The organism is Actinomadura oligospora ATCC 43269 (genome assembly GCF_000518265.1).
GTDB lineage: Bacteria > Actinomycetota > Actinomycetes > Streptosporangiales > Streptosporangiaceae > Spirillospora > Spirillospora oligospora.
In genome coordinates, this window is the sequence record NZ_JADG01000010.1 from 371,851 (window position 1) to 389,603 (window position 17,753).

General features: G+C 70.6%; 19 protein-coding genes and 1 pseudogene. 8 read left to right on the forward strand and 12 right to left on the reverse strand.

Annotation, left to right across the window (positions count from 1 at the left end; translation table 11 throughout):
- Window positions 1-28 precede the first annotated feature (28 nt).
- The 5 genes and pseudogenes from P696_RS0117815 to P696_RS54535 form a co-directional block, all read left to right on the forward strand.
- Entirely contained in the window at window positions 29-1,264 is a 1,236-nt protein-coding gene (locus P696_RS0117815) for a helix-turn-helix domain-containing protein (protein ID WP_157429758.1), read from the forward strand.
- A 52-nt stretch (window positions 1,265-1,316) separates the two neighbouring features.
- Entirely contained in the window at window positions 1,317-1,655 is a 339-nt protein-coding gene (locus P696_RS0117820) for a hypothetical protein (RefSeq protein WP_026413385.1), read from the forward strand.
- A 162-nt stretch (window positions 1,656-1,817) separates the two neighbouring features.
- Window positions 1,818-2,051: a hypothetical protein gene (locus P696_RS0117825; RefSeq protein ID WP_157429759.1), complete on the forward strand. Its 234-nt coding sequence runs from the start codon at window positions 1,818-1,820 to the stop codon at window positions 2,049-2,051.
- Window positions 2,052-2,348: 297 nt separating this feature from the next.
- Entirely contained in the window at window positions 2,349-2,693 is a 345-nt protein-coding gene (locus P696_RS0117835) for a Mu transposase domain-containing protein (RefSeq protein ID WP_211245776.1), read from the forward strand.
- A pseudogene (locus P696_RS54535) lies at window positions 2,662-3,018 on the forward strand (ATP-binding protein); the annotation flags it as partial. The gene P696_RS0117835 and the pseudogene P696_RS54535, both read left to right, overlap by 32 nt.
- Before the next feature lie 95 nt (window positions 3,019-3,113).
- Here the strand turns inward: P696_RS54535 and P696_RS0117845 are convergent.
- Window positions 3,114-3,968 (reverse strand): MarR family winged helix-turn-helix transcriptional regulator, encoded by an 855-nt coding sequence (locus tag P696_RS0117845; RefSeq protein WP_245627706.1) that lies wholly within the window; start codon window positions 3,966-3,968, stop codon window positions 3,114-3,116.
- Between the two features lie 139 nt (window positions 3,969-4,107).
- Here P696_RS0117845 and P696_RS0117850 point away from each other — a divergent pair, with 139 nt between their 5' ends.
- On the forward strand, window positions 4,108-4,974 hold the full coding sequence (locus P696_RS0117850; RefSeq protein ID WP_026413390.1) for a haloalkane dehalogenase: 867 nt from the start codon (window positions 4,108-4,110) through the stop codon (window positions 4,972-4,974).
- 204 nt (window positions 4,975-5,178) lie between these two features.
- Complete coding sequence (locus P696_RS58785; protein ID WP_211245787.1) at window positions 5,179-5,430, forward strand: ATP-binding protein; 252 nt, start codon at window positions 5,179-5,181, stop codon at window positions 5,428-5,430.
- Between the two features lie 365 nt (window positions 5,431-5,795).
- On the opposite strand, the gene P696_RS55985 is transcribed toward P696_RS58785, so the two are convergent.
- On the reverse strand, window positions 5,796-6,026 hold the full coding sequence (locus P696_RS55985; protein ID WP_157429760.1) for a hypothetical protein: 231 nt from the start codon (window positions 6,024-6,026) through the stop codon (window positions 5,796-5,798).
- A gap of 446 nt (window positions 6,027-6,472) precedes the next feature.
- On the opposite strand from P696_RS55985, the gene P696_RS0117865 reads away from it, so the two are divergent.
- Window positions 6,473-7,387, forward strand: a complete 915-nt coding sequence (locus P696_RS0117865; protein WP_026413393.1) for a helix-turn-helix domain-containing protein — start codon at window positions 6,473-6,475, stop codon at window positions 7,385-7,387.
- 31 nt (window positions 7,388-7,418) lie between these two features.
- On the opposite strand, the gene pqqE is transcribed toward P696_RS0117865, so the two are convergent.
- The 10 genes from pqqE to xylB form a co-directional block, all read right to left on the reverse strand.
- Window positions 7,419-8,477 carry a pyrroloquinoline quinone biosynthesis protein PqqE gene (gene pqqE, locus P696_RS0117870; RefSeq protein WP_051467813.1) on the reverse strand — a complete coding sequence of 353 codons (1,059 nt, stop codon included), beginning with the start codon at window positions 8,475-8,477 and terminating at the stop codon, window positions 7,419-7,421.
- 66 nt (window positions 8,478-8,543) lie between these two features.
- Window positions 8,544-8,915, reverse strand: coding sequence for a pyrroloquinoline quinone biosynthesis peptide chaperone PqqD (gene pqqD / locus P696_RS0117875; RefSeq protein WP_342669020.1), 372 nt, complete (start codon window positions 8,913-8,915; stop codon window positions 8,544-8,546).
- Window positions 8,804-9,499 carry a pyrroloquinoline-quinone synthase PqqC gene (pqqC, locus tag P696_RS0117880; protein ID WP_026413396.1) on the reverse strand — a complete coding sequence of 232 codons (696 nt, stop codon included), beginning with the start codon at window positions 9,497-9,499 and terminating at the stop codon, window positions 8,804-8,806. The genes pqqD and pqqC overlap by 112 nt, the downstream gene beginning before the upstream one ends.
- Window positions 9,496-10,383: a pyrroloquinoline quinone biosynthesis protein PqqB gene (pqqB, locus tag P696_RS0117885; RefSeq protein WP_026413397.1), complete on the reverse strand. Its 888-nt coding sequence runs from the start codon at window positions 10,381-10,383 to the stop codon at window positions 9,496-9,498. Before pqqB ends, pqqC begins: the two co-directional genes overlap by 4 nt.
- A gap of 315 nt (window positions 10,384-10,698) precedes the next feature.
- Window positions 10,699-12,891 (reverse strand): LGFP repeat-containing protein, encoded by a 2,193-nt coding sequence (locus P696_RS0117895; protein WP_157429761.1) that lies wholly within the window; start codon window positions 12,889-12,891, stop codon window positions 10,699-10,701.
- A 10-nt stretch (window positions 12,892-12,901) separates the two neighbouring features.
- Complete coding sequence (locus P696_RS0117900; RefSeq protein ID WP_157429762.1) at window positions 12,902-13,333, reverse strand: DUF6623 family protein; 432 nt, start codon at window positions 13,331-13,333, stop codon at window positions 12,902-12,904.
- Window positions 13,334-13,938: 605 nt separating this feature from the next.
- The gene (locus P696_RS0117905; RefSeq protein ID WP_026413400.1) at window positions 13,939-14,220 is read right to left on the reverse strand and encodes a hypothetical protein; all 282 of its coding nucleotides are present in this window, start codon (window positions 14,218-14,220) and stop codon (window positions 13,939-13,941) included.
- 317 nt (window positions 14,221-14,537) lie between these two features.
- Complete coding sequence (locus tag P696_RS0117910) at window positions 14,538-14,963, reverse strand: hypothetical protein (RefSeq protein ID WP_026413401.1); 426 nt, start codon at window positions 14,961-14,963, stop codon at window positions 14,538-14,540.
- A gap of 158 nt (window positions 14,964-15,121) precedes the next feature.
- Window positions 15,122-16,279 (reverse strand): xylose isomerase, encoded by a 1,158-nt coding sequence (gene xylA, locus P696_RS0117915; RefSeq protein ID WP_026413402.1) that lies wholly within the window; start codon window positions 16,277-16,279, stop codon window positions 15,122-15,124.
- A gap of 11 nt (window positions 16,280-16,290) precedes the next feature.
- Window positions 16,291-17,679 (reverse strand): xylulokinase, encoded by a 1,389-nt coding sequence (gene xylB / locus P696_RS0117920; protein ID WP_026413403.1) that lies wholly within the window; start codon window positions 17,677-17,679, stop codon window positions 16,291-16,293.
- Window positions 17,680-17,753 lie beyond the last annotated feature (74 nt).

Genomic DNA, 17,753 nt, shown 5'->3' on the forward strand with positions numbered 1-17,753 from the left:
TGTCGACGCTCAGGAAGGTGCGGGGCCTATGCAGAACCGGAACATCGATCCGGCCGACCCGAGGCTCGGCGTCGGGCAGCGGATCCAGTTCTTCCGGACCCGCCGCGGCATGTCCCGCGGGGTGCTCGGCGGCCTCGTCGGAAGGAACGGCCGCTGGATCAAGGCGGTCGAGCGGGGGGACATCGGCGAACCCAAGTTGCCCGACCTGGTCCGGCTTGCCGACGCGCTCAAACTCGGCGACGTCGCCAAGCTCACCGGCGGCGCGGCACTGCCCACGAAGATGTTCAAGGGCCCCGGCCACCCCGCACTCGCGGCCGTCCGGGACGCGATCAACTCGGTTTCGCTCGGAACGACGGGCCCACCGTCGTCCCTCGCCCACCTGGAGGCGCGTCTCGACGCGGCATGGCGGGCACGGCACGCCGCGCCGGACCACCGGACGGTCCTTGGCGCGCTGCTGCCGGACCTGATCCGGGACGCCAAGCGCGCGGCACGGGCCTACGAGGGGGCCGAACGGCGGCGGGCCCTCGCGACCCTCGCCGGGGTGTACAACCTCGCCCAGTTCTTCATCGCCTACCAGCCTGCCGCCGACCTCCTGTGGCGCGTCGTCGAGCGCTCCGTCATGGCGGCGGAGGAGTCGGAGAGCCCCGTTGCTCTCGCCGGGGCCGTCTGGCTAGCGACGCAGGCCCACAGGGACGTTGACGATTTCGATGCCGCCGAGGCCGTGTGCTCGGAAGCCCTGGAGCTGATCCGACCGCACGTGGACGACGGGCCCCTGCAACTCCGGGCCCTCTATGGTGCGCTGCACGCCGAAGCGGCCTACACGGCCGCGCGGGACGGACAGGTCCCCACGGCCTGGCGGTGGTGGGACGAGGCCGACGAGATCGCGAAGACGCTCCCGAAGGGGTTCTACGAGCCCATGACGTCGTTCTCGCGTGCCGTGATGCCCGCGCACGCCGTGACCGTCGCGGTCGAGGGCCGCAAAGCGGGTGAGGCGCGGCGGCAGGCCGTCAAGGCGCTCAAGGCCGCGCCGATTCCGTCCCAGCCGCGCCGCGGACGTCACCTCATCGAGGTCGCGCGCGCCTACCAGCTCGCAGGCGACCCGGCCGAAGCCCTTGGGACACTCGACGCGGCCTACACGACCGCACCAGAGACCATTCGCTTCAACAGCCACGCCCGCCGGATGGTGGACGAGGCGACCCGCGGCCCGGCCGGGCTGCGCCAGGACGCGCACGACCTCGCCGACCGGATCGGCCTGCTCGTGTAGGGGACAGGAATCCTGTCCCTCGACCCTCGCGGGGCGGCATAACTTCGCCGTCATGCACGAGCTGAGCAGCGAGGATCACGACCCGATGGGGGCCCGGCCCTCGGGGCCCGGTCCGATCCGCGCGCGGACGCGCCTCGCCGCGCTGAGCGCGAACCTGCGAGGAAAGCGGTTCCAGGTCGAGCCGGGAACGCCGGGCATCGTCGTCCACCATCCCGACCAGCCGAAGGTCGGCATCCGGGTCGAGTGCCGGGAACGGCCCAGCGACAACGACGAGCTGTGGTTCTGGCACGAGGGTGAGCCGCTCATCGAGGCCGACCACACCGACGACGCAGCGCTCGCGATCCTCGCCCGCCTCAACAAGCTTGCCGCCGAGGAGGACCGGTGGCTGTGACGCGTCGTGCGGTCGCGGGAGAAGCCGGGCGTGGGCCCGTGTCCGGCCGCACGGCTCTACCCGGCGCAGGCACATCCAGGCTCCTTGCCTGCGCTGTGGAGGGGGAGAAGCTGCCCGGCCGCCGCCCCGCAGGCGGCCGGGCAGCGGTAGGGGAGGTGCGCTGTGACTAGGGAGTGGCGCGAGGACGTGCCGGACCCGGACCGCGTGCCGTTCGAATCCATGTCGTACGAGCGGGCGATGGCCGCGGCGGTCACCGCCTTCGACCAGTGGCTGGCCAACCTCCCGAGCCTCTGGCAGCCGCAGGGCAAGAACGGGGACCCCGAAGCCGCGGCAACCTGGGCCGAGATCTGCCATCTGGCCACCGAGCGCGCGAAGCAACTCCGCGAGCGGAAGTAGACCCCGTGGTCCCCAGGCTCCAGGGCGCTGCTGCCTGGGGGCCACGGCCAACCGTCACGTCGAAGAGGAGCACAGTGGCGACCTGCGATGAATCCGGAGCGGTCATAGGCTCGCGGCGCACGGTCGTGATCACTACCCACGGGGCTGGAGCACCGATCCACAGCTACCACGTGGGGGATGCCAACGACCCCGAGTTCACGGCGTCCGTCGCGGCCCGGATCACGGTCGCGTTCAAGCTCTTGAGGGCCGAGTGGCTCTGTAAGTGAAATCGGGAGCCAGATGTTGGTCAATGGCTCCGTGGCGCTCGGCGATATCGGCTGGTTCCGCCGCAACCATCTGGTCCCGGTGCCGGAGGTTGCCTCGCTGGATGAGCTGAACGAGATGATCGACCGCTGGGACATCGCGGACGAGGCCCGGCGGATCGGGGCGCGGGCGCGGACGGTCGGCGAGTACTTCGCGATCGAGAGGCCGCTGCTGCGGCCGGTCCCCGACCAGCCGTTCGAGACCGGGCTCGTGCTGCCGGTCAGGGTCGACCGCCACAGCCAGATCACCGTGAGGACGAACCGGTATTCGGTCCCGGATCCGGTTCATCGGCCGGCAGCTCCGGGTGATGCTGCACGCCTCGCAGTTGATCGTTTATGACGGGCCGCATCAAGGCCGCCCAGTTCCCCGCGACAAGTCCCTGCGCGCCTTCGACTTCGAAGCCAACCCGGGCATCGACCCCGCCACCGTCCACACCCTCGCCACCATCCACACCCTCGCCATCTGCGAGTGGGTGAAGAAGGGCCAGCCCCTCCGCCTCATCGGCGATTCGGGAACCGGCAAGTCGCACCTGCTCATCGCCCTGCGCACCGAGGCCGCGATGAAGGGCAACCGGGTCCGCTCCCCCCTGGCGACCAAGCTGGTGAACGAACTGGTCGAGGCCGCCGACGACAAGATCCTGGCCAAGACCGTCGCCCGCTACGGCCGCGTCGACCTGGGCTTCCCCCCGTTTCACGGCCACAGCCGCCCGCCAGCGAAGCCGGCCCTGCTGCTGCGAGATGCGGCAAGGTGTCGATCCGCTTACGGCAGGAGCTTGGTGAGAAGGACGCGAAGTTCTTGCGCGCCGTCCGGGCCGAGGAGGTCGTCGATGTCGCGTTCCATGCTCTCCAGGGCTTCACGCACGACAGGTATGCGGGCGCGGCCGAGGTCGGTGAGCTGTAGGGCATAGCGGCGTCGGTCGTTCGGGTCCTGGCCGCGGGACACGAGGCCGGCCTGGACCAGTTCCTCGACGAGCGATGCGGTGGCGGGCTCGGTCAGGTGCAGGTATCGGGCCAGTTGCTCTTGCGGGCAGGGGGCGAGCCGGTCCAGCGCGGGCAGCAAGGCGAAGTGGCGGGTGCGCAGGCCGTGCTCCGCGAGCCGATGATCCCCGAGACGGCGCAGGCGGTAGTGGGCTTGAGCTATCAGGTGCTCGATGCTGTGGATGGCGGACGGCCCGTCGTCGGCGACGAGCATGGTCAACAGCGCGGTGAGGCGCTGCCGTTCGAGGTCGGTGAGCGCGGCGGTGACCCGGGCGTCGCTGTCGGCGACGGCTTGGCGCATGCCGTCCAGGGCGGTACGACCGGCCTCGGTCAGCGACAGCATGTAGGTGCGGCGGTTGGCCGGGTTGCGGGTGCGGACGACATGGCCCGCCTCTTGGAGCCGATCGAGCAGCCTGACCATGATCGTGCGGTTGATGCCGAGTCGGTGGGCGAGGTCCTGCTGGGAGGGGGCGTCCGCGTCGGCGAGGATGTCGAGCACCACGAACTCGCGCGACTGGGGCCCGTCCTTCACGGCGTGAGCGGTGACGGTCGTGAACACACGGCGCATCAGGTGACCGGTGGTCGCATGCAGCGGTCCGGATTCGTCGTCGACGACGTTTTCCGCCTGGTCGGGCACGAGCCTCACCTCCGGGCGTGATGTTAGCAGGCTGATGATTCTCTTAGTGACGGTTGCATCAGCATTAGTTGGAATGTTGACAGTTGGAGGAGTGCAGATCTAGGTTCCAGGTGCCGAACCAGCGAAGGGACTAACGATCATGCACACCGTCGCCGTCCTCGACTCCCACCTCGCCTACACAGAGACCGGGCAGGGCGAGTCGCCCGTGGTGTTCCTGCACGGCAGCCCCACCTCGTCCTACATCTGGCGCAACGTCATCCCGCACGTCGCCGATCGCGCCAGGGTCCTGGCGCCTGATCTGATCGGGATGGGCGCCTCCGGAAAGCCCGACATCGGTTACCGCTTCGCCGACCACGCCCGCTATCTGGACGCGTGGTTCGAAGCCATGGAGCTGAAGGAGGCCGTCCTGGTCGGCCACGATTGGGGCGGCGCGCTGGCCATGGACCGTGCCGCACGCCACCCCGACCAGGTGCGCGGCGTCGCCGTCCTGGAGACGTTCCTGCGGCCGCAGATGTGGGCGGAGCTGCCGCAGGACGTGATCGACCATTCCAAGGCGCTGCGGACCCCCGGGCTCGGCGAGCGGCTACTGCTGGAGGAGAATGCCGCCATCGAGTTCGCCCTGCCCCACCCGTTCGCCATCAAGACAGGCCTCAGCCCAGAGGACCACGACGTCTACCGCGCGCCCTACACCGACCCTGCGTCGCGCCTTCCGTTGCTCCAGTGGCCTCGCGAGATTCCCTACGACCGCGAACCGGCCGATGTGGCCGAGCGCATGGACGCCTACGGCGAATGGCTTGCCGGCAGCCCCGAAGTGCCCAAACTTCTCCTCACGGTCGAGGAGGGCGTCGGTATCGCCTCCCCCGAGATCGTGGACTGGGCCCGCCGGACCATCGCCGCCCTCGAAATCGAAGGGATCGGACCCGCGGGCCACCAGGCCCCCGAGGACCAGCCCCACGCCATCGGCCAGGCCATCGCCGGCTGGCTGAACCGCCATCACCTCATCTGAGCCGGCCCGGCGCAGCTGCAACGCCACCAGCAACGCGCCAACATCCGCCGTATCTGAGGACCGGAGAAGGAAGCGCTGGGAGTCCTGACCATCGAGATCGAACTGGTCACAGACCACCCTCCTGAGCGCACCACCCGCATCGGAACGGCCGGTCACGACAACACGAGCCCGCCGGGCTCCCTAACGTGACCGGCCGTTCGGTAGCTGCTCAAGCCCCGAGAAGACAGCGTCGTCATCGCCTCCGACGAGTCCTTCTCCGGCTGGACCCGCACGTTCACCGACCCACGCCTCTGCGCAGCCATCGTCGACCGGCTCACCTTCGCCGGAAACATCACCGAGACCGGTACCGACTCCTACCGCCTCGCCCGACCCCGGCTCCCAAACAGACCAGCACCTGGCTCCCAACCCCAATTTCACAGCCAGCCGAGGACATCGCGAGGTTCGAGGTGTCCATGAGGCCGTAAACAGGGGCACTCCGACCTGAAGCCCCCAAGGTGTCGACCAGAAGCCCGCCCCGGCTCATCCCCCGAACGGGGTTGTCGCTGCGACCGCTGCCGCTGAGCCCGCGAAGGGCGGCAAGGCGCGCGGTGCGGACCTGGCCGACGTCCTCGCGCGCCGCGTCTCCGAGCACGCCAAGGCCCACCCACCAGTCAAGATCACGTTGCCGTGGAAGATGCCGGACGGGAAGCCCGTCACCGTGCGCTCCGGGAAGAACTCAGCGAACCGGAAGAGGTGCCCGGGTGAGGAGTGCACGCCTTGGCGGCACAGGCTGCCGCGCTACGGGTTCCAACGTGATCAGTGAAGCGGGTCTCCGATGGGGACTACAGGCCGCACAACGGTTGGCGCAGCTGGACTGCTGTGACATAGAGGAAGGGCTGACCGATGCGGAGTTCGACCGCATCGAGCACGAGTACGGCTTCGAGTTCGCTGACGACCACCGAGCGTTCCTCGCGGCCGGTCTGCCCGTCCGCCAGCCCAGGGAAGAAGGCCAGACCTGGACGAAGCCCTGGCCCGATTGGCGGCACGGCGACCCCGACGAACTGCGCGAACACCTCAACTGGCCAGTGGACTGCCTCCGCTGGGACGTCCTTGGCGGCCGTCCTCCCCAGGAGCGCCGCGGTCACCCAGGCCGGTGCGCCCTGCTGCCCTGCGACGACCTGCGAGGCGAGATCGGGAAACGGCGAGACAGCACCCCGCTGACCTGCCGGAACGCGCCGGGACGCGCCCGGACGCGGGATCTGGCGGGACCGCGGGCAAGCCCCGCCCCCCGGCGAGGTCGGACGCCTGGCGCGAGATCCCGACAGCCGACGAGCCAGTCCGCTGCAGGCCGTCAAAAACAAGCGAGCCGGGTCGGCGCGGGTCAGGCTTTACCACCTCGACGCAGGTCGGCCGCTGGTCGACGTCCTAAAGGGCCGGGTGTCGTCGCTCTGGGGGAACTCCGTGGGTAGGTGGGGCATCGAAGACGGTGGCGGGTTGGTCGATGGAACGGGGATCGCGCGTGCAGGTTTGGCAGCCTCTTCCAGAGAATCTGGCGCCGGAGGTCCGGCGCCTGGCCGTTCGGCTGCGCGAGATCAAGGACGCCGCCGGGCCGAGTCTGGACGTGCTGGCGCGAAAGACGCCAGCCAGCAGGTCGGCGTGGGGACGCTACTTCAACGGGCAGGCGGTGCCGCCTCGTGAGGTGGTCGTGGCGCTGGCCGAGCTCGCCGATGTCGACCGGCACGCACTGCTGGCGCTGTGGGAGCTGGCCGACCACGCTCACCGGCATCGCGTCGCCTTGCCGCGATTGGCACCGTCTGGAGAAGCTTCGAAGCCCGACGAGCAAAGCACGTCGTCGAAGCCAGCCGAGAGCGATCGGAGGCTCCCAAGCGACGACGATGCTCCGTCGGGCCCGCCGACCGAGCTGCCCCGCGAAACACGGCGGGCGACTCGAAGGCACCGCGTAGCGGCGGCCTTGGCCGTCGCGGCGGGAGTGGCCGCAGGCGGCCTGGGGGTGGGGCTTTGGACGGCTGGACCGTCCTCAACGGCGTCCTCGCCGCAGAAAGAACGGCCGAGAACGTCGCAGCCGGTAGTCGCGACCGGGCAGGGCTGTCAGGACACCACTTGCGAGCAGCAACCCGCCGGTGCACGCGGGTGCGAGAGCGACGCGGTGACCGCCACTGTCGTGCGGGTCGACTATGCGCTCGTACAACTGCGCTACAGCCGGTCCTGCCGTGCCTTGTGGGGCCTCCTGAAGCAGGGGCGGCGGTATGACCGCGTCGAAATCGCCGTTGGGGGCCATACCGCCAAGGCCAAGGTCCTCTCCTCGGGAGGGGCCGCGAGCACGCCCATGCTGGCGGCCCCCACCTCCGCCTCCGCCACCGTGTGCGCCAGTCTCACCACCGGCGCCCGCCAATGCGGCTCCGCACCTGCGTGACAGCCGCCCGTCTCGAGACAACTGGCCGCAGTTACTGGGGCATTCGGTAGGTGAGGGGGGCGGTTCCTGGAGTGGGCTGGACGAGGTGGTGGTCTGGGGAGAGTCGGCAGGCCGGGTCGGTGCGGGCGGCGTCGCCGGTGAGGGCGTAGGCCTGACAGCGGCAGCCGCCGAAGTCGGTTTCCTTGGACGGGCAGCTTCGGCACGGCTCCGGCATCCAGGCGGTGCCCCGGTAGCGGCCGAAGGCCGCTGACTCCTCCCAGATCCAGCGGAGTGGCAGGTCGCGGACGTTCGGCGCGTCCAAGCCGTCGATGCTGGAGGCCGCCGGGCAGGGCAGCGCGGTGCCGTCCGGCGCGACGGTGACCGAGGTGGTGCCCCAGCCGCCCATGCAGGGCTTGGCGACACCATCGGCCCAGTCGGGCAGCACCCAGATCAGCTCGGGGACCCCGCCGAGGCGCTTCTGCCAGGCCGCGACCGTCTCGCGCGCCGCAGCGAGCTGGTCCTGGCCCGGCATCAGCGCGCGCCGGTTGCGCAGGGCCCAGCCGTAGAACTGGGTGTTGGCCAGCTCGACGCGGTCCGCCCCCCACGTCACGGCGAGCCTGATGATGTCGTCGAGATGGTCGAGATTCAGCCGGTGCAGCACGATGTTGAGGCCGAAGGGCAGATCCGCCTCACGGATGATCGCGGCGGCGCGGCACTTGTCGTCGAAGGAGTCCCGTCCCGCGATGTGGTCGGAGCGGGCCGGGGTGGCGTCCTGGACCGACAGTTGCACGCTGTTCAGACCGGCGGTGGTCAGCTCGGCGAGCCGGTTCGCGGTGAGGCCGACCCCGCTCGTGACGAGCTGGGTGTAGATCCCCGCCCGGTCGGCGGCGGTGACGATCTCGGTGAGGTCGGGCCGCAGCAGCGGTTCGCCGCCGGAGATGTGAGCCTGGACGACGCCCAGCTCACCCGCCTCGTCCAGCACTCGCGCCCAGTCCGCGGTGCCGAGCTCGGCGGACCGCCGGACGAGCTGAAGCGGGTTGGAGCAGTACGGACAGTGCAGCGGGCACGCGTGCGTGACCTCGGCCAGCAGCGCCCACGGCGGCCGGATCACGCGAACCAGCCCTGACTCTGGATCCGCCCGGTCACGCGAACCAGCCTTGGTCCCGGATCCGCCGAATCATGCGAACCAGCCCTGGTCCTGGATCCGCCGCAGGAAGGTCGGCACTTCGGTGGCGACGGGAGCGTTCGGGAAGCGTTCGGCCAGGATGGTGGAGATGTCGGCCGCGGTCCGCGTGCCGTCGCACAGCCGGAGGATCTGCCCGGCCTGCGGGTTGAGCACCACCACGCGCTCGGGCATCAGCAGGATGTCGGACTCGCGCACCCCGTCCCACCTCAGGACGATTCCGCGCCGGATCCTCGGACGCCATTCCGCGGCGTTCACTTCTGCGCGCAGGCGTGCTCGACCACGTCCAGCAGCGACCACAGCACGTCGAACTTGAAGTCCAGCGCGGCCAGCACCCTGTCCTGGTCGGCCCGGGTGGTCGCCCACCGGCGGACGAGGTCGAGGGCCTCGCGGCTGTCCCGGCGTCCCTGCGGGGGACGGACCTGGAAGTACCGCAGGCCCTCCCGGTCGATCCAGCCGTAGTGCTCCTCGAACGCCGCCGTCCGCCGCTCCATCAGGTCGGGGGCGAACACCTCGGTCAGCGACGAGGCGACGGCCTCGAGCGGCGTGGCCAGCCGGACGAAGTTGACGTAGCCGTCCACGGCCAGCCGGACCCCGGCCAGCACGCCCTCACCCGACTCCAGCGCGGAGCGTTCCAGGCCCGCCGCCTCGCCGAGCCGCAGCCAGCGCTCGATGCCGCCCTCGTCGCCGTCATGGCCGTCGTGGTCGTGGATGCGGCGGATCCAGGCCCGCCGGAGCTCCCGGGTGTCCAGCTTGGCCACGATCAGCGCGTCCTTGGCCGGGATGTTGCGCTGGTAGTAGAAGCGGTTCGCGATCCAGACGCGCAGTTCCTCGGGGCTGAGCAGGCCGTCGTGCATCCGGACGTTGAACGGGTGCCGGTGGTGGTAGCGCTCGTTGCCGGCGGCGCGCAGCCGCTGCTCGAACTCGGTGGGTGTCCACGGCGTGCTCACGGTTCGAGGATCATCCCTTCGGCGGCGACCTCGATCCCGTCGGCCGCCAGCAGGGCGTGCTGCGGCGCGTCCGGATCGGTCAGCGGGTTGGTGTTGTTCAGGTGGGTGTAGAAGCGGTGCCGGGCCGGCAGGCGGGCGAGCCTCCCGGCCGTTCCCGAAGGCCCGCTGATCGGCAGATGGCCCATCTGGGTGGCCGTGCGGCGGGAGAACCCGGCGGTGCGGGGCTCCTGGTCGTCCCAGAAGGTGCCGTCGACGAACACGCAGTCGGCGTCGGACAGTTCCTTGTCGAGTTCGGGAGACCAGTCCGCGATCGCCGGCGCGTAGACCAGGCTGCCGCGTTCGCCGTCGATGCGCAGCGCCACCGACCAGTGCCCCGCGCGCTCCTCGGCGGCGTAGCGAGGACGCTTGCCCGACACCGGTACCGCCCGGACCCGCAGACCGCCGTCCAGCCGGACGCTCTCGCCGTCGCGCAACTCCCGCCACGACAGGTCGGTGTAGGGCGCCAGCACCTCGTGGACGCGCAGTCCGTTCGACAGCCCGCGCCACACCGCGGCCGTCGACAGGACGCTGACGCGCGAGGCCTCCCGAAGCTGGAACAGTCCGAGCGTGTGGTCGAGTTCCGCATCGGTGAGGATCACTCCCGCGAGCGGCGACCGCCTGCCGCCGGGCTCGGGCCGCAGGTCAGCCCACGCCTCGATCTGGTCGGTCAGGTCCGGCGTCGCGTTCACCACATACCAGGGCCCGGCGGACGAGCCGCTGACGGCGAGGGAGGCATGGGAACGGCGCCGCTCGGGATGGCGGCGGGCTCCGGCACACCCCCCGCAGCCGCAGTTCCACTGCGGGACGCCGCCCCCGGCCGCCGTCCCGAGCACGCGTACGCGCATCGGCGGACGGCTACTCGGGCTCGGCCGCCGGTCCCGAGAGCGATCCCGGATAGTACGCCGTGACCTCCAGCGAGGTGTTGACCACCTCGAAGTCAGGTGTCCGCCACACCATCGACTGCTCGTCCATTCGACCGTCCCTTCGCATCGGATGCCCCTCACCCGTGTGAGGCGATACCGCTACATCGACCAAGTAAAGAACCGGCGCCAGATTGCGCCTGTATCAGAGACCTTTCCAGGCCCGCCACGCTGTTGTCTGTCCACACTCGCGCCACTTCCGTTCGCCTGACCGTCCGGTTTTCTATCGCACCGGGACGATCAATCGGTGTCAGGATCCTGGCGGATCTCGCCGTGCTCGAAGCGGACGGAGGTATCCGTACTGCCGGCGGTGGGGAAGCCGTATTCCCCGGCGGCGCCGCCGCTCTCGAGCCAGCGGTCGCGGGTGGCTCCGTACAGGGCGTGTGCGCCGGTGTCGGCGCTCCACACGACGGTGGCGACGGTGGGTGTGCCAGGAGCGGGACGCCTGCAGGTGGCCGTGGGGTCGTGACCGACACCCCGGTAGTGCTGCACGAGCCCGGGAACACCGCGTGTGTTGCGGACGTCCTCGACCGGCCCGTCGGGCGTGCCCAGCTTCCCCGCGGTTCCGCCCTGGCTGAGGTGGTAGTCGCGGATCGCGCGCTCGCCCGGGCTCGACGGCTCCGGTTCGACCGCCGCTTCGGCGGGCGGAGTGGTGACCCCGCCTCCCTCGGCCACGCCGAGGCCGACGGCCGCCGAAGCGCGTTGGACGGGGTGATGCGTGAGTCCGTAGACGATGACGCTGGCGGGGCCGATGTAGTTGTTGTGGGCGTCGTTGGGGGCGAAGGTGGCGCGGAAGACCTTGCCTTCGGCGATGGTCGGGGGATTGAACTTGGCGTACAGGACGTTCCTGGAGTCGCGCCACAGCTCCTGGAGCAGCTTCCCGCTGGCGCCGCCGGGAGTGGCGGCGTAGGCGACGAGGTAGCCGGACACCTTCTGCCACTGGCCGTCGTTCTGCGGGTAGGACACCCAGACGATGCCGTTGGTGTCGCCGTTGGCGGAGATGGAGCAGGAGCCGCCGGGCATGCCGATGTTGGGTGCTTCGTTGCTTTCCCCGAAGGGACGGGTGGCCTTGGTGACGGGATCGACGTCGTAGACGACCTGTCGGGCGGTCCGGTCATACCGGAACGCTTTGAGGTGGTCTTTCTCGGCCATGTGGTAAATGCAGCTCGTGCCCGTCCAGTAAACGGGATTGCCGTGGATGTTCGAGCCGAACGCCTCGGTACTGGCGAAGTTGTCCAACGCGCGGGGCGTGTAGGGGCTCGTCCCCATGTGCTGGTTGTAGAAGGCCTGGAAACCCTCGCCGATATGGTCGGGGTTGACGCCGGGAAGCTGCCAGTCGGGTGGGCTGCTGTCCTGGCGCAACGCCATGGTGGTGGCGTCCAGGGTGTAGATGCGGCTCTGCTTGCCGCCCATGACGAGCACCCCGTTGGGCAGGAGGGTGGGCCCGCCGGAACCGAGGTCGGTGTCGCCGAACTGCTCCGGAGTGCCGTACCCGTCCCGCAGGAACCCCGCGTTGCGAGGCGTGAAGCGGCCCGCCAGGGCAAGGCCCGGCCAGGCACCGGTGGGCCGCAGCCGGACGACGCTGTCGCCCAGGTTGCCTGGCGAGCCGGGACCGGGACTCCCGGCGAGCAGGAACTCGTTGCCGGTGGCGAAGTAGATGTGCCCGTCCGAGCTGCCGACCAGGCCGGCCCCGGACTGCCAGACGCCTGCCGCGCGGGCTCCGGTCGAGGTGCAGAACACCGCGGCCGGTGCCAGGTCGGAGGCCCGGTAGCCGAGGATCCACCCGTGATAGGGACCGGCGTCGCAGCTGAAGGTGCCCCAGCCGAGGTAGACGACGCCGCCCTGCAGGAGCAGGGCCGGACGGTTGCGTTGGAACCGGGTGTCGAATGTGAGGGTTCCGGAGGCGGGGCTCGTGGCCGCGGCGGAGGCGGAGATCCGGACGGGGGGAATGCGGTCGCCGCCGTGCCCGATGTCGAGGGCGTGCAGGTAGTTGGCCCCGTCGTCGGACGCGCCCGGGGAGGTGCCCGCACGGGCGACGATGTACATGATGCCGGTGGCCGGGTCGATGACGGGAGTGCTGGTGACCCCGACCGATCCGACGGTCTCGCGGCACATTTCGGAATTGCTCAGGATGCGGTAGGGCCGCAGCCGCCTCGACCACACGGCCGGGGTGGCGGGGTCGGTGGCGAGGTTGTCGGCGTCGTAGGCGTACACCATGTTGGTGCTGGTGGCGACGTAGAAGAGGTTCTTGGCGCCGCCGCCGGTGGCAACACCGTGCACGTAGAGCGGCTGCGTGTAGACGTCCCCTTCGACATGCCGGGAGTACAACTCGCCGAAGGTGCCGGAGTTGACGTTGGCGGGAGTGAGCCGGGTTTCGACCGTGTACGCGCCGGTGCGGGCGTTGTCGTTGTGATGGGTCGTGACGTTGGCCATGGCCATCCCCCTAGATGAGGTCGACCCCGCCGGAGTGGATGTCGACCCACGCGGCGTTCGGGTCGGTGCCCAGGGCGGTGAAGATGGAGATGCCCAGACCCCACCGGACGGACGGGCGCGGGTTCTGCGGAAGGACGAACCGGCTGAACACGTTCGTGCCGGTGAGGTTGAGGCCGTCCAGACCGAGGATCTTGTTGTCCCCGTCCCAGACGTGGAAGCTCTTGATGGAGCCCTGGGCGCCGGTGGAGAACATGACCATGGCGGCGTCGACCCGCAGCCGGATGTCGGTGATGATGACGGCGGTGGGGATGGCCAGGTGATACCAGCCCGACGTCCCGGGATGCCGGATCTGCCCGGCCCAGCCGATCCGTCCGACGGTCAGGGCCGGGTTCTCGTTCTGCAGCGCGTGACCGTGGACCCACATTGCCTGGGAGATAGCCATCGTGATCCCTTCAAGACAGACCGATGTCCATGGCGAGCAGGTTCCGCCGCGCGGACCGACCGAGCCCCCGACGCCCAGCACCCCCGCGGCTCGGTCGGCACGCACGCCCGCCGATGCATCTGGTGCAACTCAAGACCCGACACACCCCTGGCCAGATGACCGAACCGTCACCTGAACCTCGCGGCCTCCGCAGAGCGCCATCCCACTTCTCCACCAACATCCGATATGCGCGATACGGCTCGTCGGCCCGACGCTTCGCCAGTGCCGCACGTCAACCCCGACGCCCGTCCGCATATCGCCCCGACAACACGCAGCGTTACAGATAGTAGCGCAGCGTGGTAAACGCAGAACCGCAGGCACGCTCGCGAACCCGCCGCCCCCGCGCTCCACGTCGTCATCCGACGGCTGACAAGTTCCCCCGGCCACCGCCTACCGATCCGAGGATCGGGTCTAGGAGGCCGAACACGCGCTCACCCGCATCTACGGACGGGCCGGTCGACGGGCAACGACCTAACCATTGCCCGCTGCTCCGTCGGCGGGCGAGGACCCCCGCGTGGGCCGACTGGCCCACGCGGGAGCGACCGTCGCAGCGCGGCTGGGAATCGTCACCCGCCGGTGCCTGGGTAGAAGTCCTCCCTGGGCGGGGCGAACCCGCCGGAGTGTGGCCAGTAGTCGTTGCCCGCCGGGGCGTACCCTCCGTGGCCCGGGTAGAAGTCGTCCTTCGGTGGGGCGAACCCGCCGCCGCTCGGCCAGTAGTCGTCGCCCGCCGGGGCGAATCCGCCCGTGCTCGGCCAGAAGTCGTCGCCCGCTTGGGCGGGGGCGGCGGCCAGGGTGAGGCCGGTGGTCGCGGCCACGGTGGCGATGAGGATCCTGACGTGTGTGCGCATGCTGCTCCCTTGCGCCGGATACCGGGTGCGGGGCGCACGGCCGGGGACGGCCGCCCGGACCCCAGCCTTGGGGGCGGAAAATTGTCTGGCAATCCCCACCCACCTACGCCAGACAAAGCGGACGGCGGCGGGGGCGCGGCCGGGCACCGACATGCGCTGCCGACTGGCCTCCGCTGGCCTGCATTCCTGGAGATTCTGACGCGTGAAGAGGCTGGCGGTCCCCGCCGTGTGGGGGCGCTGGGCGGGGTTCGGCGTGAAGCGAGGGTCCAGGACGAGGCGGTCTCGAGTTCAGCTGATGCTGGTGGGCCGTGGGCTTGTTAGCCCCATAGCCAGAGTGACGCGAGGTCGGCGAAGGCGTTCTCTTCCTGGGTGGCCTGGAGTGGGCGGGTTTCTTTGTGGAATCGAAGAGTTACGCCGGTGACGGGGAGTGGGGGCTGGTTGGGGATGGTCATCGTCGTCCCGGCGGGTAGGTCGAAGTGCGAGGAGCCCCAGGACGAGCCCCAGGGGGAGACCTCGGGCTCCTCGTGCCAGGCCAACTCGGCGCTCAGCCCGGCGAACGTGGCGATCGGTGTCTGCTGGGCGTCCTGGAAGACAGCCTGGTCGATGTTGAGTGAGGTCCGGGCCACCAGCGTGGGACCGCCTGGCAGTATCTGGAACCGCCAGATGTCGTCGTCCACCTCGGCCAGGGCCCGGGCGAAGATGTCGAGGAACGTCCGGCCCTCAGCGGGCTCGTCTCGCGTCATGGTCGGTGATCGTAGGGCTTGCGAAGCCGTCGTCGACGACGGCGGATGACCCCAACAGTTCTCGATTTCCGCCGCGATGCGGTGCGGTGCTGGGCCGGTTCGCCACCCGTGTCGGGCCAGGCGCTTCTCGGAAACCGTTCGGGCTTGGGACGGCGTTTCTACCGCACGCCGTAGAGGTGTTCCAGGGCCAGTTGGTCGAGATGTTCGAAGGCGGAGCCGCGGGTGGCGAGGGTTTCGATGTCGGGGGACGCGTCGCGGACGGAGCGCCAGTCCTCGCCGTCGGCGAGGGTCGGGACGGCCAGTTCGTCGAGCTTCGCGCGGCGCAGGGCGTCCTGGACCTCGGGGTCGGCGCGGAAGGCGCGGGCCTTCCCGCGCAGGATCAGCCAGTTGCGCATGCAGGCCCGCGCCGACTCCCAGACGCCCTCGTCGTCCTCGGTGCGCGGCGGCTTGAAGTCGAAGTGGATCGGACCGGTGTAGTCGCTGTTCTCGATGAGGTCGACGACCCAGAACGCGCCGCGCGCGTTGCCCGCGCCGAAGCGCAGGTCCTGGTCGTAGCGGGGGCCGTGCTGGCCGTTCAGGTCGATGTGGAACAGCTTGCCCTGCCACAGCGCCTGGGCGAGGCCGTGCGCGTAGTTGAGGCCGGCCATCTCCTCATGCCCGACCTCGGGGTTGAGGCCGACGTTCTCGGACCGTTCGAGGGTCTGGATGAAGGCGAGGGCGTGGCCGATGGTGGGGAGCAGGATGTCCCCGCGCGGCTCGTTCGGCTTCGGCTCGATGGCGAAGCGCAGGTCGTAGCCCTGGTCGGCGACGTAGGCGCCGAGGACGTCGAACGCCTCCCTGTAACGGTCCAGGGCGGCTCGGACGTCCTTGGCGGCGCCCGACTCGGCGCCCTCGCGGCCGCCCCAGCACACGTAGGTCTCGGCGTCCAGCTCGGCGGCGAGGTCGAGGTTGTCCATGACCTTGCGCAGCGCGAACCGGCGGACGTCGCGGTCGTTGGCGGTGAACGCGCCGTCCTTGAAGACCGGGTGGGAGAACAGGTTGGTCGTCGCGGTGGTGACGACCAGGCCCGTCTCGTCGAGCGCCTTCCTGAACGCGTCGATCCTCCCCTGGCGTTCCGCGGGGGAGGCGTCGAAGTCGAACACGTCGTTGTCGTGGAAGTTGACGCCGTGGGCGCCGATCTCCGCGAGCTTCCGGACGGCGCGGTCGGCGGGCATCGGCGGCCGGGTGCCGAGGCCGAACACGTCGACGCCCTGCCAGCCGACCGTCCAGATGCCGAACGAGAACCGGTCCTCCGGGACGGGGGCGTAGTCGCTCATGGGTCTCCTTGTCAGATCTGCGGGGCGGAGTCGCGCAGGGCGGCGTAGCGCGCTCGGATCAGCTCCCCGTCGGCGGGGGCAGAGGTGGTGTGCTCGGTGGCGGGCGGAGCGGGCCAGCGGGGCGGTTCGGCCGTGCCCGCCAGCGCCCAGGCGGCCTGGCGGGCGGCGCCGAGCGCGACGTATTCGGCGGGCTCCGGCACGGTGACCGGCGTGCCCAGGATCGCCGGGGCCAGGGTCCGGACGGCCTCCGAGCGCGTGCCGCCGCCGATGAGCAGGGTGCGGCGGGGCACGACGCCCGGCGCGGCGAGGTGGCCGACGGCGTCGGCGAGGGAGCACAGCAGCGCCTCGACCGCGGCTCGGGCGACGTTCTCGCGAGTGGCGTTGGACGTGGTGAGTCCGGCGAGCACCCCGGTGGCATCGGGACGGTCCGGGGTGCGCTCGCCGTCGAGGTAGGGCAGCAGCGTCAGGCCGCCCGATCCCGGCTCGGCGGCGAGTGCGAGCGCCGACAGCTCCTCCAGGTTCGCGCCGACGAGGGACGCGGCGGACGACAGGATCCGGGCGGCGTTCAGCGTGCAGACCAGGGGCAGGAACCGGCCGGTCGCGTCGGCGAACCCGGCGACCAGCCCGGACGGGTCGGCGGCAGGGGCGTCCGCCACCGCGAACGCCGTCCCGGACGTCCCGATCGACACGACGACGTCGCCGGGCTCCAGCCCGAGGCCGAGCGCGGCGCCCATGTTGTCGCCGGTGCCGGGGCCGAGCGCCGCGCCCCAGGACGTCTCGCCGACCGTCTCGCCGGGCCCGGCGACGCGCGGCGGCTCCGCGTCGTGCCCGAGTGCGGCGCGCAGCAGGTCGGGCTGGTAGGCGCCGGTGGCGGGGGACCAGTAGCCGGTGCCGGACGCGTCGCCCCGGTCGGTGACCGGTTCGCTCGCGCCGAGCCGCCAGGTCAGCCAGTCGTGCGGGAGCATCACCCGCTCGGTGCGGCGGGCGTTCTCCGGCTCGTGCTCGGCCATCCAGCGCAGCTTGCCGACGGTGAACGAGGCGAGCGGCACGCTGCCGGTCCGCTCCGCCCACGCCCCGGGCCCGCCGAACTCGGCGACCAGCGCGGCGGCCTGCGGCGCGGAGCGGGTGTCGTTCCACAGCAGCGCGGGCCGCACGACCTCGCCCGCGTCGTCGAGCGCGACCATCCCGTGCTGCTGGGCGGCGACGGCGACCGCGTCGGCGCGTTCGAGCACGTCACGGACCCGCGACAGCGCGTCCCACCAGTGCCGGGGATGGCATTCGGTGCCGTCCGGGTGAGGGGCCGACGCCTGCGCGACGACGGCGCCGTCCTCCGCGCGGCAGAGCACGACCTTCGTCGACTGCGTCGACGAGTCGACGCCCGCCACCAGGGTCTCGGCCATGCGCCCTCTTTCGTAAAGAGCTTGGACTAATTAACGTAGCAGATGGCGTTGTCCCTGCCCAGGCAGCCGATTGA

Excerpts from the sequence above, each read along its gene's own strand:
- P696_RS0117815 (WP_157429758.1), top strand. The coding sequence starts at position 29 with ATGCAGAACCGGAACATCGATCCGGCCGACCCGAGGCTCGGCGTCGGG.
- P696_RS0117820 (WP_026413385.1), top strand. The coding sequence starts at position 1,317 with ATGCACGAGCTGAGCAGCGAGGATCACGACCCGATGGGGGCCCGGCCC.
- P696_RS0117850 (WP_026413390.1), top strand. The coding sequence starts at position 4,108 with ATGCACACCGTCGCCGTCCTCGACTCCCACCTCGCCTACACAGAGACC.
- pqqB (WP_026413397.1), bottom strand. The coding sequence starts at position 10,383 with ATGCGCGTACGCGTGCTCGGGACGGCGGCCGGGGGCGGCGTCCCGCAG.
- P696_RS0117895 (WP_157429761.1), bottom strand. The coding sequence starts at position 12,891 with ATGGCCAACGTCACGACCCATCACAACGACAACGCCCGCACCGGCGCG.
- P696_RS0117900 (WP_157429762.1), bottom strand. The coding sequence starts at position 13,333 with ATGGCTATCTCCCAGGCAATGTGGGTCCACGGTCACGCGCTGCAGAAC.
- P696_RS0117905 (WP_026413400.1), bottom strand. The coding sequence starts at position 14,220 with ATGCGCACACACGTCAGGATCCTCATCGCCACCGTGGCCGCGACCACC.
- P696_RS0117910 (WP_026413401.1), bottom strand. The coding sequence starts at position 14,963 with ATGACGCGAGACGAGCCCGCTGAGGGCCGGACGTTCCTCGACATCTTC.
- xylA (WP_026413402.1), bottom strand. The coding sequence starts at position 16,279 with ATGAGCGACTACGCCCCCGTCCCGGAGGACCGGTTCTCGTTCGGCATC.
- xylB (WP_026413403.1), bottom strand. The coding sequence starts at position 17,679 with ATGGCCGAGACCCTGGTGGCGGGCGTCGACTCGTCGACGCAGTCGACG.